The following is a 19,142-nucleotide window of genomic DNA, read 5'->3' on the forward strand; positions in this document are numbered from 1 at the left end:
GGCTCCCCCTGCGGTTCACCGGGTTCGGGCGCGGTCACCGCGGCCTCCCCGGGGCGGGTACGGGCAGCGGGGGCCGGTCCCGCGCGGACACGGCGTGCTCGGCCAGCAGCACCTGGCACAGTTCGGTGCTGCCCTCGATGATCTCCATCAGCTTCGCGTCCCGGTGGGCGCGGGCCACCGGGTGGCCGTCCCGCGATCCGGCCGAGGCCAGCACCTGGACGGCCGACGAGGCGCCGGCGGCCGCCTGGGCGGAGCTGACGCGTTTGGCCAGGACCGTGGCCACCACCTGGTCCGGTGACCCCTCGTCCCAGCAGCGGCTGGCGTGCTCGCAGACCCTGGTGGCCACTTGCTCGGCCGTGTAGAGCTCGGCGAGGTGCCGGGCGACCAGCTGGTGCTGGGCTATCGGCTTGCCGAACTGCTCGCGGGTGGCGGCGTGTTCGGTGGCCGCGGCCAGGCAGCCGCGCAGGATGCCCACGCATCCCCATGCCACGGACATCCGGCCGTAGGCCAGGGCGGTGGTCACCAGGAGCGGCAGGGGGAGCCCGTACCCGCCGAGCACGCTGTCGGCGGGCAGCCGGACCGCGTCGAGGCTGACGTCGGCGTGGCCGGCCGCCCGGCAGCCGAGCGGGTCGGCGATCCGTCGCACCTGGACGCCGGGCGCGTCGGCGGGTACGAGCACGGCGGCGGCGGTGTCGGTGCCGTCGTCGTCGGCGTAGCGTCCGAATATCACCAGCAGGTCCGCGTAGTGGGCGGCGGTCACCCACTTCTTGCGGCCGTCGACGACGACCGAGTCGCCGTCACGGCGGATGACGGTGCCCATCGCCGCGAGGTCGCTGCCCGCGTCCGGTTCGCTGAACCCGACCGCCGCGAGCCGGCCGCCGGTGAGCCCGGGGAGCCAGTCGGCTTGCTGCCGCGGGGTGCCGAAACGCTGGACCGTCCAGGCGGCCATGCCCTGCGAGGTCAGCACGCTGCGCAGGGAGCTGCACAGACTCCCCACGTGGGCGGTGTACTCGCCGCTGAGCTGGCTGCTCAGGCCCCATCCGCCGTACTCGGCGGGCGCTTCCGCGCACAGCCGGCCGGCCGCGCCGAGTTCTCTGAGGAGGTCTACGGGCAGCAGGCCCGAGCGGTCCCACTCCCCGGCCCGGTCGCCGACCGACGCGGAGACCTCGGCCACTGCCTCGGCGACGCCGTCACCCATCGAGGCCCCCGGGGCGCGGCTCCTTCAGCCGGCAGACCAGCGCCGCCATCACGCGTGCGGTGCGGAAGTTGTCCATCCTGAGGTCGGCGCCGCGGATGGCCACTCCATAGGTCTTCTCCAGGTGCACGACGAGTTGCATCGCGAAGAGGGAGGAGAGGCCGCCCGTCCGGAACAGATCGGTCTCGGGCTGCCATGGGGTGCCGGTATGTCCCTGGAGGAAGCCGAGCAGCTCCTTCTCCACGGCTTCCGGCGTGCCGGTCCCGGTGTCGGCGGCCTCGCTGGTCTGGTTGGTCATCGGCTCTCCTCCATGGCGTAAGGAACGTAAGGGGTGTAAGCGAAGTAAAGGTCGCAAGTGGTGCGATCCGTGGTGGTGGTCATGGGTACGTGTAGAAGCCGCGGCCCGACTTGCGGCCGAGGCGGCCCTCTTCGACGAGCCGGAGCAGCAGGTCGCAGGGGCGGCAGCCGTCGTCGCCGGTGCGTTCGTGCAGGACCTTCAGCGAGTCGACGAGGTTGTCGATGCCGATGAGGTCGGCGGTGCGCAGGGGGCCGGTGGGGTGTCCCAGGCAGCCCTGCATCAAGGCGTCGACGGCTTCGGCGGTGGCGGTGCCCTCCTGCACGACGCGGGCCGCGTCGTTGATCATCGGATGCAGGACGCGGCTGGTCACGAAGCCGGGGGCGTCCTTGACCACGACGCCGTCCCGGCGCACCGCGGTGAGCAGCGAGGCCACGGCCGCCATGGCCGCGTCGCCGGTCCTGGCCCCGCGGATGACCTCGGCGGTCTTGATCAGGTAGGGCGGATTCATGAAGTGGGTGCCGACGAGTTCCGCCGGGCGGTCGACGGCGTCGGCGAGCTCGTCGATCGGGATGGACGAGGTGTTGGTGATCAACAGCGTGCCGGGGCGCACCTTGGCCGAGATCTCGGACAGGACCTTGGCCTTGAGTTCGGCGCTCTCGGTGATCGCCTCGATGACGGCGGTGGCCCGTCCGGCGGCGTCGGGCGAGGTGGCGGTGGTCAGTTCGCCCGGCGCGGTGTCCGGCGGCAGGGCGCTCATCAGCTGGGCCAGCCGCAGCTCGTCGCCGATCTTGTCCGGCGCCCGGTCGAGCCGGTCGCGGTCGGTGTCGACGAGATGGACGGGCAGGCCGTGGCCGAGGGCCAGCGCGGTGATGCCGACCCCCATCACCCCGGCGCCCAGCACGGTCAGCGCGTGGGCCGGCGGGTTCCGGGTCTCGTGGTGCGCGGTGGTGGTCATGCGTCCCTCCTGGGCGAGTGGTCCGTACGGGCGGCCGGGGCGGCGGCCGCGGTGGGGGGAACGACGGCTCGGAGCCAGTCGGCGACGGCCTCGCCGGTGGTCCCGACGTGCTGTTCCATGATCGAGAAGTGGTCGCCTGGCACGTCCACGACCGTGTGCGCGGACGGCCAGGAGGAGCGCCAGTCCCCGGCGTCCGGGGATGGCTCGCCGAGCGGGGTGGAGGCGCGCACCAGCAGCACGGGCGCCTCGACGGTCGGCGGCTGCCAGTCGTCGAGAATCCGGAAGTAGCCCCCCATGGCGGTGAGCCGGGTGCCGTCCATCGGGGCCGCCCGCTCCTCGCGTGCGAACATCCCGCCCAGCAGGACGTCGTTGAACTGGGTGATGCCCGCGTTGTCGGAGAGGTAGGTGTCGAGCAGCACCACGGCGGCAGGCCCCGCGCCGAGCCGCTCCAGCGCCGCCGCCGCGCCGTGCGCGAGGGTGCCGCCGGAGGACGATCCGACGAGTACCAGGGGGCTGTCGGGGTGCTGTTGACGGATGGTCAGCGCCTGGAAGTCCAGGAGCGCGGACATGTCCGCGGGCAGCGCCTCGCCCGGTACGAATCCGGGGGCGTCCAGGGCGCTGACGGCGAAGCGGTCCCCCAGGCAGGCGGCGAAGCGCGCGTACTGGTGGGCGCCGCCCAGGGCGACGACGGAACCGAAGCAGACGACCACGGGGGCGTCCGCGCGCTCGCGCAGCCGCAGCAGCTGGGGGCAGGCCCCGGACGCGATGAGGGCGTCCGCGCTGTCGAACCGGGGCCGCAGGGCGGAGGCGTGTTTCAGCAGCGCGATCCCCTCGTCGGTCTTGCCGAGCTCGCACGCCTGCCGGAACAGCAGGCTCACCGGATCGGCCTCCGGCTCCGGCCCGGCATCCCGCACCGGCCCGTCGGCGGCCCGTGCCTCCGGGGCCGCGGCACCGGGGGCCGCCTCAGCTCCGGCCCCGGCCGCCGCCTCGGCGGCCAGGGCGGTGGCGAGCAGCGCGGCCAGCTTGACCGGGGTGCCGCTGTCGAGCACCGCGGAGGGCCGCAGCCGCAGCCCGGTGGCCGCTCCCAGCCGGTTGCGCAGTTCGACGGCGGTCAGCGAGTCGAACCCGAGCGAGAGGAAGGCGACCGTGTCGGGCACGGCCTCGGCGTCCGTGTGGCCGAGTACGCCGGCCGCGTTCGTACGGACCAGGTCGAGCAGGATCTGTCGGCGCTCCTCGGCCCCGGCCGTGGCGAGCCGCTGCCGGACCGATTCGGTGGCCGCTTTCCGGGGGCGGGCCCGTACCAGCGCGCGGAGCAGCGGCGGCGGGCTGTCGCGGTAGGCGGCGAGGTCCAGGTGCACCGGCACGGCCAGCGCGCGGTCCCCGGCCAGGGCCGCGTCGAAGAGCGCCATGCCGTCCTCGTCGGACAGCGCGCGCACCCCGCTGCGGGCCATCCGGTGCAGGTCGGCGCCGGCCAGCTCGGCCGTCAGCCCGCTCTGCCGGTCCCACAGCCCCCAGGCCAGGGAGACGCCCGGCAGTCCGAGCCCGCGCCGCTTGGCCATCAGCGCGTCGAGGCCGGCGTTGGCGGCGGAGTACGCGGACTGGCCGGGGCTGCCCAGGACGCCCGCGGCGGAGGAGAACACGGCGAACGCCGTCAGGTCGTAGCCGAGCGTCAACTCGTGCAGATGGTGGACGGCGTCGGTCTTGGGGCGCAGTACGGCGGCCAGCCGCCGCGGGGTCAGGGTCTCCAGGAGCCCGTCGTCGAGGACTCCGGCGGTGTGCACGACCGCGCGCAGCGGGTGTTCGTCGGGGATCGCCGCCAGCGCCTCGGCCAATTGTTGACGGTCCGACACATCGCAGGCGAGCGCGGTCATTTCGGCGCCTTGCGCGGTCAGCTCGGCGGCGAGCGGGGCCAGGCCGGCGCCTTCCGCGCCACGTCGGCTGAGTACGAGCAGACGGCGCACTGCGTGCTCGGCGACGAGGTGGCGGGCCAGGACGCCCGCGAGGGCGCCGCCGCCGCTGAGCAGCACCGTCCCGTCGGGGCCGAAGGGCGCGGACGGTCCGGGTGCGGGCGTGTCCGGGCGGGCCAGCCGGGGCGCGAGGAGCCGGCCGTCGCGGACGGCCGTCTGCGGTTCGTCACCCGCGAGCACGCCGGGCAGCGCGACGGCGGTCCCCCGCGGCCCGTCGGTGTCCAGCAGCAGGAACCGGCCGGGGTGTTCGAGCTGGGCGGAGCGGAGCAGGCCCCAGACGGCGGCGGCGCCGAGGTCCACCGGCTCCGCGCCCACGTCGGCCGCGCCTCGGGTGAGGACCACCAGCGGGGTGTCCGTGAAGCGGTCGTCGGCCAGCCAGTTCTGGACTCGGGTGAGCACGTCGGCCACGGCCGCGTACACCGCTTCCGGGCCCGTCGCACCGTCGTCATCGGCAGGGAGGGACGGGCAGAGCAGTAGCACGGCGTCGGGCGCGGCCTGGGCGTCTTCCGACCCCGTGGCCAGCGGGTCGGCGGCGAACTCCGGCGGGAGCAGCCGTTCGTCGCGGGGGCCGAGGAGCCCCCAGCGGGTGGCCGGGGGCGTGCCGTCGGGGGCGGTGACCCGCGTCCAGTCGAGGTGGAACAGCGAGTCGGCGGGCGTGCGCAGCGCGGCCGCCGAGGCGGCGCGCAGGATCAGCGAGCCGACCGTGGCGACCGCGCGTCCGGCCGGGTCGGTGATCCGTACGGCCACGGCGTCGGGGCCGTCGGGCCGGAGTGTCACGCGCAGTACCGGTTCGGTGGACGGCTCGATCGCCACCTGGTTCCAGGAGAACGGCAACGGCACGCTGTCCGCGGCCTGTCGGTCTTCCGCCGGCCGGAGTCCGGCCGTCTGGAGGGCGGCGTCGAGCAGGGCCGGGTGCACGCCGAAGCCGCCGTCTCCGGCGCGCGTCAGCGTCTCGGGCAGCGCGACCTCGGCGTGGATCTCGCCGTCGGCGCGCCAGGCGGCGCGCAGCCCGCGGAACGCCGGTCCGTAGTCGATGCCTTGGGATTCCAGGAGCTCGTACAGGTCGTCGACGTCCAGCGGGGTCGCGCCGGGCGGCGGCCATTCGGCCCGTACGGGTGCGGCCGGCGGCTGCTGGACGGCGAGGGCGCCGTCCGCGTGGCGGGTCCAGGACTGGTCGTCCCCGGCGCCCTCGGGGCGGGAGTGGAGCGTCACCGGGCGCCGCCCGTCGGCGTCCTCGGGCCCTACCAGCAAGCGCAGTTGAACGGCCCGGTCGGACGTCGGGTCGTCCGGCAGCAGCAGCGGCGCGGCGAGGGTCAGCTCGTCGACCGTGGCGCTGCCGAGCTGCCGGCCGGCGTGCGCGGCCATCTCCAGGAATGCCACGCCGGGCAGCAGGACCGTACCGGCCACGGCGTGGTCGGCGAGCCACGGGTGGGCGGCCAGGGAGAGCCGGCCGGTGAAGAGGGTGCCCGCCTCGTCCGGGAGGGCGACGGCCGCGCCCAGCAGCGGGTGCCCGCCGTCGGCCTGACCCGCCGTCATGGGGTCTCCGCCCGCGGGGGTCGCGTCGAGCCAGTAGTGGCGGCGCTGGAAGGCGTACGTCGGGAGGTCGGCCCGGCCCGCCCCCGCGTGGTCGAACAGCGGTTCCCAGGCCACGGGCAGCCCGTTCGCCTGCGCCGCGCCCAGGGACAGCAGCAGCCTTCGCATGCCGCCTTCGGAGCGGCGCAGGGTGTCGAGCACGAGGGTTTCCGGCGCCCCTGCGCCGGCCGCGGTGTCCTCGATGCCGAAGGTCAGCGTGGGGTGCGGGCTGACCTCGACAAAGGTCCGGTGCCCGGCGTCGAGCAGCGCTCGCACGGTGTCCCGGAAGCGGACGATGTGCCGCAGGTTGCGGTACCAGTAGTCGGGGCCGAAGGCACCGGGGCCCGGCGGGGCCGCGTCGACGGTGGAGAGCATCGGGACGGCGGCGGGCCGGGGGGCGATGCCGGCCAGCGCCGCGCGCAGTTCGTCCTGTATGGCCGCCACGCCATCGCAGTGGGAGGCGTGGTCGACCGGCATCCGCCAGGCCATCACGGACTCGGCCGCGAGGTCCTCGACGAGCGCGTCGACGGCGCCCCGGGAGCCGGTCACCACGACGACGCGCGGCCCGTTGACGGCGGCGATGGACACGTCCTGCCGACGCCGCGCCAGGGTGTCCGCCACCTCTTCCGGCGACATCATCACGGTGGCCATCGCGCCGCCCCCGAGGGTACTCAGCGCCTTGCCGCGCTCCACGGCGACGCGGGCCGCGTCGTCGAGGGACAGCGCGCCCGCCACGCAGGCGGCGGCCACCTCGCCCTGGCTGTGGCCGATGACCGCTGCGGGCTGGACGCCGTGGGCGCGCCACACGGCGGCCAGCGACACCATCACCGCGAACAGAACGGGCTGGAGCACCTCCACCCGCTCCGGGTCAGGGCCGCCCGGTGCGCCTCGCAGCACTTCGGTGGGCGACCAGTCGAGGTACGGGGCGAGGGCGCGTTCGCAGTCGGCCATCCGGTCGGCGAACACCGGGCAGCTGTCGAGAAGTTCGGCGCCCATGCCGGCCCACTGCGCGCCCGTTCCGGGGAAGACGAAGACCGCCTTGCGGCCGCCCTGCGGGGCGGTGCCGCGTACGCCCGCCGCGGGCTCCTCGCCCCGGGACAGCGCGGCGAGTCCGGCGAGCAGTTCGGCGCGGTCCTCGCCGACCACGGCGGCCCGCTCCGCGAACCGGGACCGGCCGAGGGCCAGGGAGCGGCTCACGTCGAGGGGGCGCGGCCCGGGCTCGGCGATCAGGTGGGCGTGGAGGGCGGCGGCCTGGGCCCGCAGCGCCGCGCCGCTCTTCGCCGAGAGCGGCCAGATCACCGGGCCGGGCGCGGGGGCCTCGCCGGCCGGGGCCGCCGCGGACTCCAGGATCAGGTGGGCGTTGGTGCCGCTGGCTCCGAAGGAGGAGACCCCGGCCCGGTGGGGCTGCCCGGTGGCGGGCCACAGGCGGGCCTCGGTGAGGAGTTCCACCGCGCCCTCGGTCCAGTCGACCTGTTCGGTGGGCCGGTCGATGTGCAGGGTCTTGGGCAGCAGGCCGTGCCGCATCGCCAGTACGGTCTTGATGACGCCGCCCACCCCGGCGGCGGCCTGGGTGTGGGTCAGGTTGGACTTCAGCGATCCGAGCCACAGCGGCCGGTCGGCGGGCCGGTCCCGGCCGTAGACGGCGAGCAGGGCCTGGGCCTCGATGGGGTCGCCGAGCACGGTGCCGGTGCCGTGCGCCTCCACGGCGTCCACCTGGCCGGGGGCGAGTCCGGCGCGGTCCAGCGCCTGCCTGATGACCCGCTCCTGGGCGGGCCCGTTGGGCGCGGTCATGCCGTTGCTGGCGCCGTCCTGGTTGACGGCGGAGCCGCGCACCACGGCCAGGACGGGGTGGCCGTTGCGCCGGGCGTCCGAGAGCCGCTCCAGGAGCAGCAGGCCGACGCCCTCGCCGAAGCCCGCGCCGTCGGCCGCCGCGGAGAAGGACTTGCTGCGCCCGTCGGGGGCGAGTCCGCGCTGGCGGCTGAAGCCGATGTAGAGGCCGGGGGTGGACATCACGGTCACTCCGCCGGCGAGGGCGAGGGAAGCGTCGCCGGCCCGTAGCGCCTGGCAGGCGAGGTGGATGGCGACCAGGGAGGAGGAGCAGGCGGTGTCGAGGGTCACGGCCGGGCCCTGGAGCCCCAGCGTGTAGGCGATGCGGCCGGACGCGACGCTGGGGATGCTGCCGGTGCCGAGGAACCCCTCCACTTCGTCGGGGACCCGGCCGAGCCGGGAGCCGTACTCGCTGTAGATGACCCCGGTATAGACGCCGGTCCGGCTGCCGCGCAGGGTGAGCGGGTCGATACCGGCGCGTTCCACGGCTTCCCAGGCCGTCTCCAGCAGCAGCCGCTGCTGGGGGTCCATCGCCAGCGCCTCGCGCGGCGAGATGCCGAAGAAGGCCGGGTCGAAGTCGCATGCATCGCGGAGGAACCCGCCCTCGCGGACGTAGAAGGTGCCGGGCGCGTCGGGGTCCGTGTCGTACCGGCCCTCGACGTCCCAGCCGCGGTCGTCGGGGAACGCGGAGACCGCGTCCCGCTCCTTGACCAGCAGTTCCCACAGCTCCTCGGGGTTGCGTACGCCGCCGGGGAAGCGGCAGCTCATGGCAACGATCGCGATCGGCTCCCGGGCCTCGCCGTCGAGCCGCTGGTTGGTCTCGCGCAGCCGCTGGTTCTCCTGGAGCGAGGCGCGCAGCGCCTCCACCACCCGGTCCGTGGACATCGTCTTCCCTTCTCGCCCGCGCGGTTCACTCACGTTCGCCGCCCAGTGCCATCCGTACGAGGTCGTCGACGCCCATGTCCTCGATGCCGTCGGCCGGCCGCTCCTGGGCGGCGGTCGCCGGAGCGGGGCCGGGGGCGCCGTCCGCGAGGTTCAGCAGCGCGTCGAGGAGGCCGGCGCGGCGCAGCGCCGACGGTGGGATCGCGGCGAGCCGGTCGCGAATCTCGGCGTCGGAACGGGTGTCGTGGGCCCGGTCCGCGGGGGCGGCGTCGGGCAGCAGCCGTTCGGTGACGTACGCGGCGACCTCGGCCGGGCTCGGCCGGTCGAAGACCAGGGTCGCCGGGAGCCGGAGCCCGGTGGCCGCGCCCAGCCGGTTGCGGAGGTCGACGGAGGTCAGCGAGTCGAAGCCGAGGTCCTTGAAGGCGCGTTCGGGGTCGACGGACTCGGCGCCACGGTGGCCGAGCACGTCCGCGACGCGAGCCCGTACGAGGTCGAGCACCGCCGCCCGGCGCTCCTCGGCGCCGAGTCCGGCCAGCCGCCGGCGCAGGGACCCCGCGTCGGCCTCGTCGGTGCCGGCGGCGCGCCTGCGGGCGCCGCCGGGGACCAGCCCGGACAGCAGCGGGGGCACGGGGGCGGTACGGGCCGCCACCCGCAGCCGGGCGAGGTCGAGCTTGACGGGGACGAGCAGCGGTTCGTCCGAGGCGAGCGCCGCGTCGAGGAGCGCCAGTCCCTCGTCGGTGGAGAGCGCGGCGGTGCCGCCGCGGGCCATCCGCCGCAGGCCGGTGTCGTCGAGGGTGCCGGTCAGGGCGCTGCGTTCGGCCCACAGGCCCCAGGCCAGGGACTGCGCGGGGCGGCCCTGGGCCCGGCGCTGCTGGGCGAGGGCGTCGAGAAAGGCGTTGGCCGCGGCGTAGTTGCCCTGGCCGGCGTTGCCGACCGTGGCGGACGCCGAGGAGAACAGCACGAACGCCGCGAGGTCCATGCCGTCCGTCAGCTCGTGCAGGTTGAGGGCCGCGTCGACCTTGGGCCGCAGGACGTGGTCCATGCGCTCGGGTGTCAGCGACTCGATCAGCGCGTCGTCGAGGACTCCGGCGGCGTGCACGACGGCGGTGAGGGGGTGCTCTGCCGGTACGCCCTTGAGCAGCGCGGCCACCGCGTCTCGGTCCGCGACATCGCACGCGGCGACGGTGACGTGGGCACCCGCTTCCCGGAGTTCGGCCGCCAGGGCGAGCGTCTCGGGCGCGTCGGGCCCGCGCCTGCCCGCCAGCAGGAGGTGCCGGGCGCCGTGTTCGGCGACGAGGTGACGGGCCACCAGGGCGCCGAGCACTCCCCCGGCTCCGGTGATGAGGACGGTCTTGTCGCTGTCCCACGCGCCGGGGGCGGTTTCGCTCGCCGCCTCCCGTACGAGCCTGGCGGCGAGCAAGGCGGTTTTCCGGACGGCGAGTTGGGGTTCGTCGCTTGCCAGCGCGGCGGGGAGCGGGGTGGCGGCGGCGGCCGGGTCGTCGGTGTCCAGGAGCAGGAAGCGGCCGGGGTGTTCGGACTGCGCCGACCGCAGGAGTCCGCGTACGGCCGCCGCGGCGAGGTCGGTGATCTGTTCGCCACGGGCCGTGGCGACGGCTCCGCGGGTGAGCAGGACCAGGCGTGCGCCGTCCCAGCGGGAATCCGCCAGCCATTCCTGTGCCAGCCGCAGGACTCGGTTGAGGGCGGCCCGTACTGACGCCGCGTCGGCGGCGGGTTCCAGGCATGGGACGACGACCGCGGACGGCAGGGGCATGCCCTCGTCCACCGCGGTGCTGAGCGCCGCGAGGTCCGGGTGGCTGTCGGGGAACAGCCCCCCGCCGCCGATGACCGCCCAGTGTCCGAGGTGTTCGGCCGGGCCGTCGGCGGGCAGCGGTGTCCACGCGGTCCGGAAGAGGGAGTCGGCGGCGTCCGCGCCCGCTCCGGCGGCGCGCAGCGCGTCGAGGTCGACGGGGCGCACCGCCAGCTCCTCGACGGTCGCGACCGGGCGGCCGTCCGGGTCGGTGGCGTCGATGGACACCGTGCCGTCGGGCCCGTAGCCGAGCCGGACCCGCAGCGTGGTGGCCCCGCCGGCGTGCAGCCGGACGCCGGCCCAGGAGAACGGCAGCCCGGCGGCGCCCGCTTCGGGCCGCGCGCCGGAGCCGTCCCGCGAGCCGAGCCAGAGCCCTTGCAGGGCCGCGTCGAGGAGCGCGGGGTGGAGCCCGTACGAGGCGGCGTGCGGCTGCTGGTCCTCGGGGAGCCGGACTTCGGTGAAGACTTCGCGGCCGCGCCGCCAGGCGGCCCGCAGCCCCTGGAAGGCGGGGCCGTAGCCGTAGCCGGAGGCTCCGAACCGTGCGTAGAGGTCGTCCACGGCGATCGGCTCGGCGCCGGGCGGGGGCCATGCCTCGGCGGCGGGCGGTGCGGCGGGGGCGCTCTCGGGGCCCAGGACGCCGGTGGCGTGCGGGGTCCAGTCGGCGGCGGCGTCCTCACGGCGGGAGAACAGATCGAGGGTGCGGCGGCCTTCGGCGTCGACTGCGCCCACTCGCAGTTGCAGCCTGATGACCGCGTCCGGCGGCAGGAACAGCGGTGCCTGGAGGGTGAGTTCCTCGACCACGGGGCAGCCGGCCTCGTCGGCGGCGCGTACGGCCAGTTCGACGAAGGCCGCGCCGGGCAGCAGGACGGTGCCGGACACCTGGTGGTCGGCCAGCCAGGGGTGGGTGCGCTGCGACAGCCGGCCGCTGAGCACCAGTTCCCCGGAGTCCGCGACCTCGATGGCGGCGCCCAGCAGCGGGTGGCCGGCGCTGTCGAGGCCGGCCGCGGTCACGTCCCCGCCCGCGGCGGCCCCTGGCTGCGGCCAGAAGCGTTCGCGCTGGAAGGGGTAGGTGGGCAGGTCGACGCGGCGGGCCCCGGGGCAGCCGGCGGAGAGGTCCACCGGGAGCCCGCCCGCCCACGCCTCGGCGAGCGAGCGCAGCATGCGGCCGGGGCCACCGTCGTCGCGGCGCAGGGTGCCGATGGCGCGGGCGTCGCGCCCGGCGGCGTCGGCGGTCTCCTCGACGGCGGCGGTCAGGACGGGGTGCGCGCTGGGCTCCACGAAGAGGCGGAATCCGTCGTCGAGGAGAGCGCGGGTGGTCTTCTCGAACTCCACGGTCCGGCGCAGGTTGCGGTACCAGTACCCGGCGTCCAGTTCGGTGCCGTCCAGCGGCTCTCCGGTCACCGTGGAGTAGAACGGCACCTGTGCCTGGCGCGGCGTCAGTCCGGCGAGTTCTGTGCGGAGTTCACCTTCCATGGACTCGACGTGCGCGGAGTGGGAGGCGTAGTCGACCGGTACGTAGCGGGCGCGCACCTCCCGCTTCGCGGCCTGGGCCATCAGCTCGTCGAGCGCCGCGACATCGCCCGAGACCACCGTGGAGGCGGGGCCGTTCACGGCCGCCACCGACAGCCGGCCGCCCCAGCGCGCGGTCCACTCGCGCACCCGGTCGGCGGGGAGCGCGACGGAGGCCATGCCGCCGCCGTCCGACAGGGTGCGCAGGGCCTTGCTCCGCAGCGCCACGACGCGCGCCGCGTCGTCCAGGGACAGCGCTCCGGCGACACAGGCCGCCGCGATCTCGCCCTGGGAGTGGCCGACCACGGCGCCCGGCTCCACGCCGTACGAACGCCACAGGCCGGACAGCGACACCATCACCGCGAAGAGCACCGGCTGCACGACGTCGACCCGCTCGAAGGTGGGCGCCTCGTCCTCGGCGCGCAGCACGGCCTTGAGCGACCAGTCCACGTACGGCGCGAGCGCCTGCTCGCACCCCGTGATCAGGTCCGCGAACACCGGCTGGGAGCGCATCAGTTCGGCGCCCATGCCGATCCACTGGGAGCCCTGCCCGGGGAAGACGAACACCGCTCGGGTGTCGGCGTCCTGGGGAGCGCGGGCGACCGCGGCCGATGAGTCGCCGTCGGCCAGCGCGCGCAGTCCGCACAGCAGTTCCTCCCGGTCGCCGACGAGCGCCGCGCGGTGCTCGAAGGCGGTGCGGCCGTGGAGGCTGAGGCCGATGTCGGCGGGGTCCGCGCCGGGGTCGGCGGCCAGGTGCCGGCTCAGTCGCCGGGCCTGCGCCCGCAGCGCTTCGGGGGTACGGGCCGACAGCGGCCAGGGCACGGGGGCGCCGTCCGGATCGGGGCGGTCGGGCGCGGCGTGGTCCGGTTCGGGGGCCTGCTCCAGGATGGCGTGGACGTTGGTGCCGCTCAGCCCGAAGGACGACACCCCGGCGCGCGCCGGGTGGCCGCCGCGCGGCCAGGGGCGGAGTTCGGTGGCGAGGGAGAGGGCGCCGCGCGCCCAGTCGACCTGGGTGGAGGGCCGGTCGATGTGCAGGGTCGGCGGTACCGTGCCGTGCCGCATGGCGAGGACCGTCTTGATGACTCCGGCGACGCCCGAGGCGGCCTGGGTGTGGCCGATGTTGGACTTGAGCGATCCGACGAGCAACGGGCGCTCGGCGGGCCGGTCCTGACCGTATGTCGCCAGCAGGGCCTGTGCCTCGATGGGGTCGCCCAGGGTGGTGCCGGTGCCGTGCGCCTCGACCACGTCCACGTCGCCGGGTGTGAGTCCCGCGTTCGCGAGGGCGGCCCGGATCACCCGCTGTTGTGAGGGGCCGTTGGGCGCGGACAGGCCGTTGCTCGCGCCGTCCTGGTTGATCGCGCTGCCCCGTACGACGGCCAGCACCGGGTGTCCGTTCCGGCGTGCGTCGGACAGCCGCTCCAGCAGCAGGACGCCCGCGCCTTCGCCCATGCCCATGCCGTCGGCGGTGTCCGAGAACGCCTTGCAGCGGCCGTCGGCGGCGAGTCCCCGCTGGCGGGAGAAGGTGACGATGGCACCGGGGGTGGCCATCACCGCGACGCCGCCGACGAGCGCGAGGGTGCAGTCTCCGGCGCGCAGGGCCTGGCCCGCGAGGTGGAGGGCGACGAGGGAGGAGGAACAGGCGGTGTCGACGGTCACCGCGGGCCCTTCGAGGCCCAGGGTGTAGGCGACGCGGCCGGAGACGACGCTGGGGGCGCTGCCGGTCAGGAGGTGCCCTTCGCCCTCCGACGACCGTGCCACGACGGACGCGTAGTCCGCGTAGTTGACACCGGTGAACACCCCGGTGCGGCTGCCGCGCAGCGTCACCGGGTCGAGTCCGGCGCGTTCGAAGACCTCCCAGCTGGTCTCCAGGAGCAGCCGCTGCTGCGGGTCCATGGCGAGGGCCTCGCGCGGGGAGATCCCGAAGAACCCGGCGTCGAACTCGGCGGCGTCGTGCAGGAATCCGCCGTGCCGGGTGGTGGAGGTGCCGGGCCGGTCGGGGTCGGGGTCGTACAGCTCGTCGAGCGGCCAGCCCCGGTCCGCCGGGAACTCGGAGACGGCGTCGCCGCCTTCGGCGAGGAGCTGCCACAGCTCTTCGGGGGACGCGATGCCGCCGGGGAACCGGCAGCCCATGGAGACGATGGCGATGGGGTCCTCGTCGGCCGCGGCGGCGGGCCCGGCGCTCGGCTGGGGAACGGGCGACGGTGCGTCGTCGCCCATGAGTTCCGTGCGGATGTGCCGGGCCAGCACGGCGGCTGACGGGTAGTCGAAGATGAGGGAGGAGGGCAGTCGCAGGCCGGTCGCGGTGTTGAGGCGGTTGCGCAGTTCCACGGCGGTGAGGGAGGCGAAGCCCAGTTCCTGGAACGCCTTGCCGGGCCTGATGTCGTCGGCCGAGCCGTGGCCGAGTACGGCCGCCGCGTGCGTACGTACCAGGTCCAGCAGCGTCCGGTCCCGGCCCGCCGCGTCGAGCCCGGCGAGCCGCTCGCGCAGCGCCTGTGCCGCGGGGGCCTCGGCGGGCCCGTCCGCCGACTGGCGGGCCAGGATCCGGCGTACCTCCGGGACGCCGGTGAGCAGCGGGCTGGGGCGGGCCGAGGTGAAGACGGCGGTGAACCGCTCCCAGTCGACGTCGGCGACGGCGATGACGGTCTCGTCGTCGTCGAGTACGTGCTGCAGGGCGGTGACGGCGCGGCCGGGGTCGATCCGGGGCAGGCCGTGCTCCTCCAGTTTGAACAGGTCGGCGTCGTCTCCGGCGACCCTGTCCTGCCAGGGGTTCTCGGCCTGCCAGACACCCCAGTCCACGGTGGTGGCCCGCAGGCCGCGGGCGCGGCGGTGCTGGGCGAGGGCGTCGAGGTAGGCGTTGCCCGCGGCGTACGCGCCGTGGTTGCCGCTGCCCCAGACGCCGGCGATGGAGGAGAACAGCACGAAGGCGTCCAGCTCGCGGTCGAGGAGGGCGTCCAGGTGGCCGGCCCCGGCGGCCTTGGCGGCGACGATCCGCTCGAAGGCGGACAGCGGTGTGGACTCCAGCGGGGCGAGCGCGATGAAGGCGGCCGCGTGGACGACGGCGGTGACCGGATCGCCCTGGGCGTCGAGCGCGGCCAGCATCTCCGCGACGGCCCCACGGTCCGTCAGATCGCAGCTGGGCAGGGAGACGCGGGTTCCGAACTCGGCGAGTTCGGCGGCGAGTTCACCGGCTCCTGGCGCGTTCGGGCCGCGCCGTCCGGGCAGTACGACGTGTTCGGCGCCGCCGCGGGCCAGCCAGCGGGCGAGGTGCGGGCCGACCGCGCCGGTGCCGCCGGTGAGCAGGACCGTGCCGCGGGGCTTCCAGGGCCGGCCTCCGCCTTCGGTCCGGGGCGCCCTGGTGAGGCGGCGGGCGAGGAGGCCGGTGTCGCGCAGCGCGATCTGGTCCTCGCCCGCACCGGCGGCCCCGGCCAGCGCGGCGCCGAGCCGGGCCCGACCGCGGTCGTCGAGGCGGGGCGGCAGGTCGATGAGGCCGCCCCAGCGCGCGGAGACCTCCAGGGCGGCCACCAGGCCGGTGCCCCAGACGAGGGCCTGGCCCGGGTCGGTGACGGGGTCGTGGGGGCCGGTGGACACGGCGCCGTGGGTGGCGCACCACAGGGGCGCGGTGATCCCGAGGTCGCCGAGGGCCTGTACGAGCGCGACGGTCAGGGCCGCGCCGCCGGGCAGCGAGGGGTGTTCGGGGTGCGGCTGCCCGTCGGCGGCGAGCAGGGACAGCACCCCCGCCGGGGCGCGCCCGGCCAGGGCCTCGGTCAGCTTGGCCGCGAGGGCGTCGCGCCGCACGTCGTCGGCGGTCAGTTCGACGCGCAGCACGCCGACGCCGAGCCCGGTCAGGGCCTGGAGGGGGCCTCGTACGCGTTCGTCCTGCTCGTGGCCCGCGGGGAGGACCGCGAGCCAGTCGCCGTCCGGCGTCCGCGCCGGTGGTTCGGGCAGGGGCTGCCAGTCGGTCCGGTAGCGCCAGGAGTCGATGGCGGCCGCCTCGGTCCGCCGCTGCCGCCAGGCGCGCAGGGCGGGCAGCACCTGGTCCAGGTGTTCGGGGTCGACGGCCAGGCGGTCGGCGGTGCCCGCGAGGTCGCCGTCCTCGACCATCCGCCAGAAGTCGGTGTCGGCCGGGTCGGCGGCTCCCGTGCCCTCGCGCGGTTCCGCGCCGTCCTCGGGTCCGAGCCAGTAGCGCCGGGTCTGGAAGGGGTAGCCGGGCAGGCCGACCGTACGCGCGCCGGTGCCGGCGTATACGGCGGCCCAGTCCACGGCGACGCCCGCGACCCACAGTTCGGCGGCCGAGGCGAGCGCCCGGCGCGGTCCGCCCTCGCCGCGCCGCAGCGTTCCGGTGACCACCGCGCCGGCCGCCGGGGCCGTGGTGTCCGCGGCGTTTTCGATGGTGTCCTGGATCACCATGGTCAGGACGGGGTGCGGGGACGATTCGAGGAAGACGTCGTACCCCTGCTCGGCGAGGGCGCGGACGGCGGTCTCGAACCGTACGGTCTGCCGCAGGTTGCGGTACCAGTACCCGGCGTCCATGGCGGTGGTGTCCAGCCAGTCGCCGGTGACGGTGGAGAACAGCGGAACGCGGCCGGGCAGGGGCCGCACGGTGGACAGTTCGGCGAGCAGCCGGTCCTCGATCCGCTCCACCTGGGCCGAGTGCGAGGCGTAGTCCACGGGGACGGCCCTGGCCCGTACGCCGTGTGCCTCGCAGTGGGCGAGGAGTTCGGCGAGGGCCGCCGCCTCTCCGGAGACCACGACGGCGGCGGGCCCGTTGACGGCGGCGACAGACAGCCGATCGCCCCACGGCGCGATCTCGGCGCGGGCCTGGTCCTGGGGCAGGGCGACGGAGACCATGCCGCCTCGGCCGGTGAGAGCGCGGAGGGCGCGACTGCGCCGGGCGACCACTTTGGCGCCGTCGTCGAGGGTCAGGGCGCCGGAGACGACGGCGGCGGCGATCTCGCCCTGGCTGTGGCCGACCACAGCGTCGGGCCGTACGCCCCAGGAGTCCCAGAGCGCGGCGAGCGACACCATCACCGCGAACAGCGCGGGCTGCACCACGTCGACCCGATCCAAGGACGGCGCGCCGGGTTCTTCGCGCAGGACCGCGAGGAGTGGCCAGTCGGTGTGCGGCGCGAGGGCCGCGGCGCAGGCGTCGGCGCGGTCCCGGAACACCTCGCTGGAGTCGAGGAGTTCACGGGCCATGCCGGGCCACTGGGAGCCCTGGCCGGGGAAGACCAGGGCGGTGCGCCCTTCGGCGGTCCGGCCGCCGCCGATGACGAGGCCGGGCGCGGCGGCGGGGTCCGGCCGGGAGAGCGCGCGGAGCGCGTCGCGGAGTTCGGGGAGGCCGTCGCCGAGCAGCACCGCGCGGTGGTCGAAGGCGGCGCGGGTGGTGGCGAGGGAGAGCCCGATGTCGGCGGGGTCCGGGCCGTGGGCGGGGGCAGGGCTGTCGGCGGGGTCCGGAGTGTCGGCGGCGAGGTGATCGGCGAGCGCGGCGGCCTGGTCCCTAAGGGCGGCGGGAGTGCGGCCGGAGAGGACCCAGGGCGTCGTCGACAGCGGCGCGGCGGTGGGCGTCTCAGGCGCGGGACCGTCGGCGGGCGTCTCGGGTACGGAGCCGTCGGCGGGCGTCTCGGGCGCGCGATCGTCGGCAGTCGTCGCGGGTACGCGATCGTCGGCGGTCACCTCGGGCCCGGGGTCGGCGGCTGGGGCCTGTTCAAGCACGAGGTGGGCGTTGGTGCCGCTCATACCGAAGGAGGAGACCCCGGCTCGGCGCGGGCGGCCGGTTTCGGGCCACTGCCTGGCGTCGGTGAGGAGTTCCACCGCGCCCGCGGACCAGTCGGCGTGCGGGGTCGGCTCGTCGACGTGCAGGGTGCGCGGCAGCACTCCGTGGCGCAGCGCGAGCACCGTCTTGATGACGCCCGCGACGCCCGCGGCGGCCTGGGTGTGTCCGATGTTCGACTTCAGCGATCCGAGCCACAACGGCCGTTCGGCCGGGCGGTCCTGACCGTACGTCGCCAGGAGCGCGTCGACTTCGATCGGGTCGCCGAGGGTGGTTCCGGTGCCGTGCGCCTCGACGGCGTCGACGTCCGCGGCGGTGAGGCCGGCGTCGGCGAGCGCCGCCCGGATGACGCGCTGCTGGGAGGGGCCGTTGGGCGCGGTGAGGCCGTTGCTCGCGCCGTCCTGGTTCACGGCGGAGCCGCGCAGCACGGCGAGTACCGGGTGGCCGTTGCTACGGGCGTCCGCCAGCCGTTCCAGCATCAGCATCCCGACGCCTTCGCCCCAGCCGGTGCCGTCCGCGGTGGCCGCGAAGGGCTTGCACCGGCCGTCGGGGGCCATGGCGCCCTGCCGGTTGAACTCCACGAACACGGCGGGCAGCGACATCACGCTCACGCCACCGGCCAGCGCCAGGGAGCATTCGCCGGCGCGCAGGGCGCGGGCGGCCAGGTGCAGCGCCACCAGCGACGCCGAGCAGGCGGTGTCCACCGTGACGGCCGGGCCCTCCAGCCCCAGCGCGTAGGAGACGCGCCCCGACATCACGCTCATCGAGTTGCCGGTCATCAGGAAGCCCTGGACGGCTTCGGGGGCGTCGGCGCCGAGGGTCGCGTACCCCTGGTCGATGGCGGCGGCGAACACCCCGGTCCGGCTGCCGCGCAGCGAGAGCGGGTCGATGCCGGCCTGTTCGACGGCTTCCCAGGCGGCCGTCAGCAGCAGCCGCTGCTGGGGGTCCATCGCCACCGCCTCGCGCGGCGAGATCCCGAAGAACTCCGCGTCGAAGTCGGCCGCGCCGTCGAGGAACGCGCCCTGGGCGGGCACGCCGCCCGCCGCGAGATCGGCGGTCGGCCAGCCCCGGTCCGCGGGGAGCCCGGTCACGGTGTCGCGCCCGGCGGCGAGGAGCTCCCACAGGTCGTCGGGGGTGCGGACGCCGCCGGGGAAGCGGCAGCTCATCGAGACGACCGCGATCGGCTCGTGGGCCCTGGACTCGGCGTCCTGGAGTCGCTGCCGCGTGTTCTGGAGGTCGATCGTCACACGGTTGAGGTAGTCGCGCAGCCTCTGGTCGCTCACCGGGAACCGCCGCTTTCGTCGTTGATGTCGTCTCGCGGAGCACGCGAGGTACGGGAAGTACCCGAGGTACGGGAAGT

Annotated in this window: 5 protein-coding genes; all 5 read right to left on the reverse strand. The window is 75.6% G+C overall.

Annotated features, from left to right (window positions below):
* Positions 1-34: 34 nt before the first annotated feature.
* The 5 genes from AC07AB_RS04930 to AC07AB_RS04950 all read right to left on the reverse strand — a co-directional run bounded on the left by AC07AB_RS04930 (position 35) and on the right by AC07AB_RS04950 (position 19,065).
* The gene (locus tag AC07AB_RS04930; RefSeq protein ID WP_478560129.1) at positions 35-1,198 is read right to left on the reverse strand and encodes an acyl-CoA dehydrogenase family protein; all 1,164 of its coding nucleotides are present in this window, start codon (positions 1,196-1,198) and stop codon (positions 35-37) included.
* On the reverse strand, positions 1,191-1,493 hold the full coding sequence (locus AC07AB_RS04935) for an acyl carrier protein (protein WP_478560132.1): 303 nt from the start codon (positions 1,491-1,493) through the stop codon (positions 1,191-1,193). Before AC07AB_RS04935 ends, AC07AB_RS04930 begins: the two co-directional genes overlap by 8 nt.
* 79 nt (positions 1,494-1,572) lie before the next feature.
* Complete coding sequence (locus tag AC07AB_RS04940) at positions 1,573-2,448, reverse strand: 3-hydroxyacyl-CoA dehydrogenase family protein (RefSeq protein WP_478560135.1); 876 nt, start codon at positions 2,446-2,448, stop codon at positions 1,573-1,575.
* Positions 2,445-8,699: a type I polyketide synthase gene (locus AC07AB_RS04945; protein ID WP_478560138.1), complete on the reverse strand. Its 6,255-nt coding sequence runs from the start codon at positions 8,697-8,699 to the stop codon at positions 2,445-2,447. The genes AC07AB_RS04940 and AC07AB_RS04945 overlap by 4 nt, the downstream gene beginning before the upstream one ends.
* 25 nt (positions 8,700-8,724) lie before the next feature.
* A complete protein-coding gene (locus AC07AB_RS04950) occupies positions 8,725-19,065 on the reverse strand; it encodes a type I polyketide synthase (protein WP_478560141.1) in 10,341 nt (3,446 codons plus the stop codon).
* Positions 19,066-19,142 lie beyond the last annotated feature (77 nt).

This window comes from Streptomyces sp. NPDC044033, assembly GCF_056434425.1.

Excerpts from the sequence above, each read along its gene's own strand:
- AC07AB_RS04945 (WP_478560138.1), bottom strand. The coding sequence starts at position 8,699 with ATGTCCACGGACCGGGTGGTGGAGGCGCTGCGCGCCTCGCTCCAGGAG.
- AC07AB_RS04930 (WP_478560129.1), bottom strand. The coding sequence starts at position 1,198 with ATGGGTGACGGCGTCGCCGAGGCAGTGGCCGAGGTCTCCGCGTCGGTC.
- AC07AB_RS04940 (WP_478560135.1), bottom strand. The coding sequence starts at position 2,448 with ATGACCACCACCGCGCACCACGAGACCCGGAACCCGCCGGCCCACGCG.
- AC07AB_RS04935 (WP_478560132.1), bottom strand. The coding sequence starts at position 1,493 with ATGACCAACCAGACCAGCGAGGCCGCCGACACCGGGACCGGCACGCCG.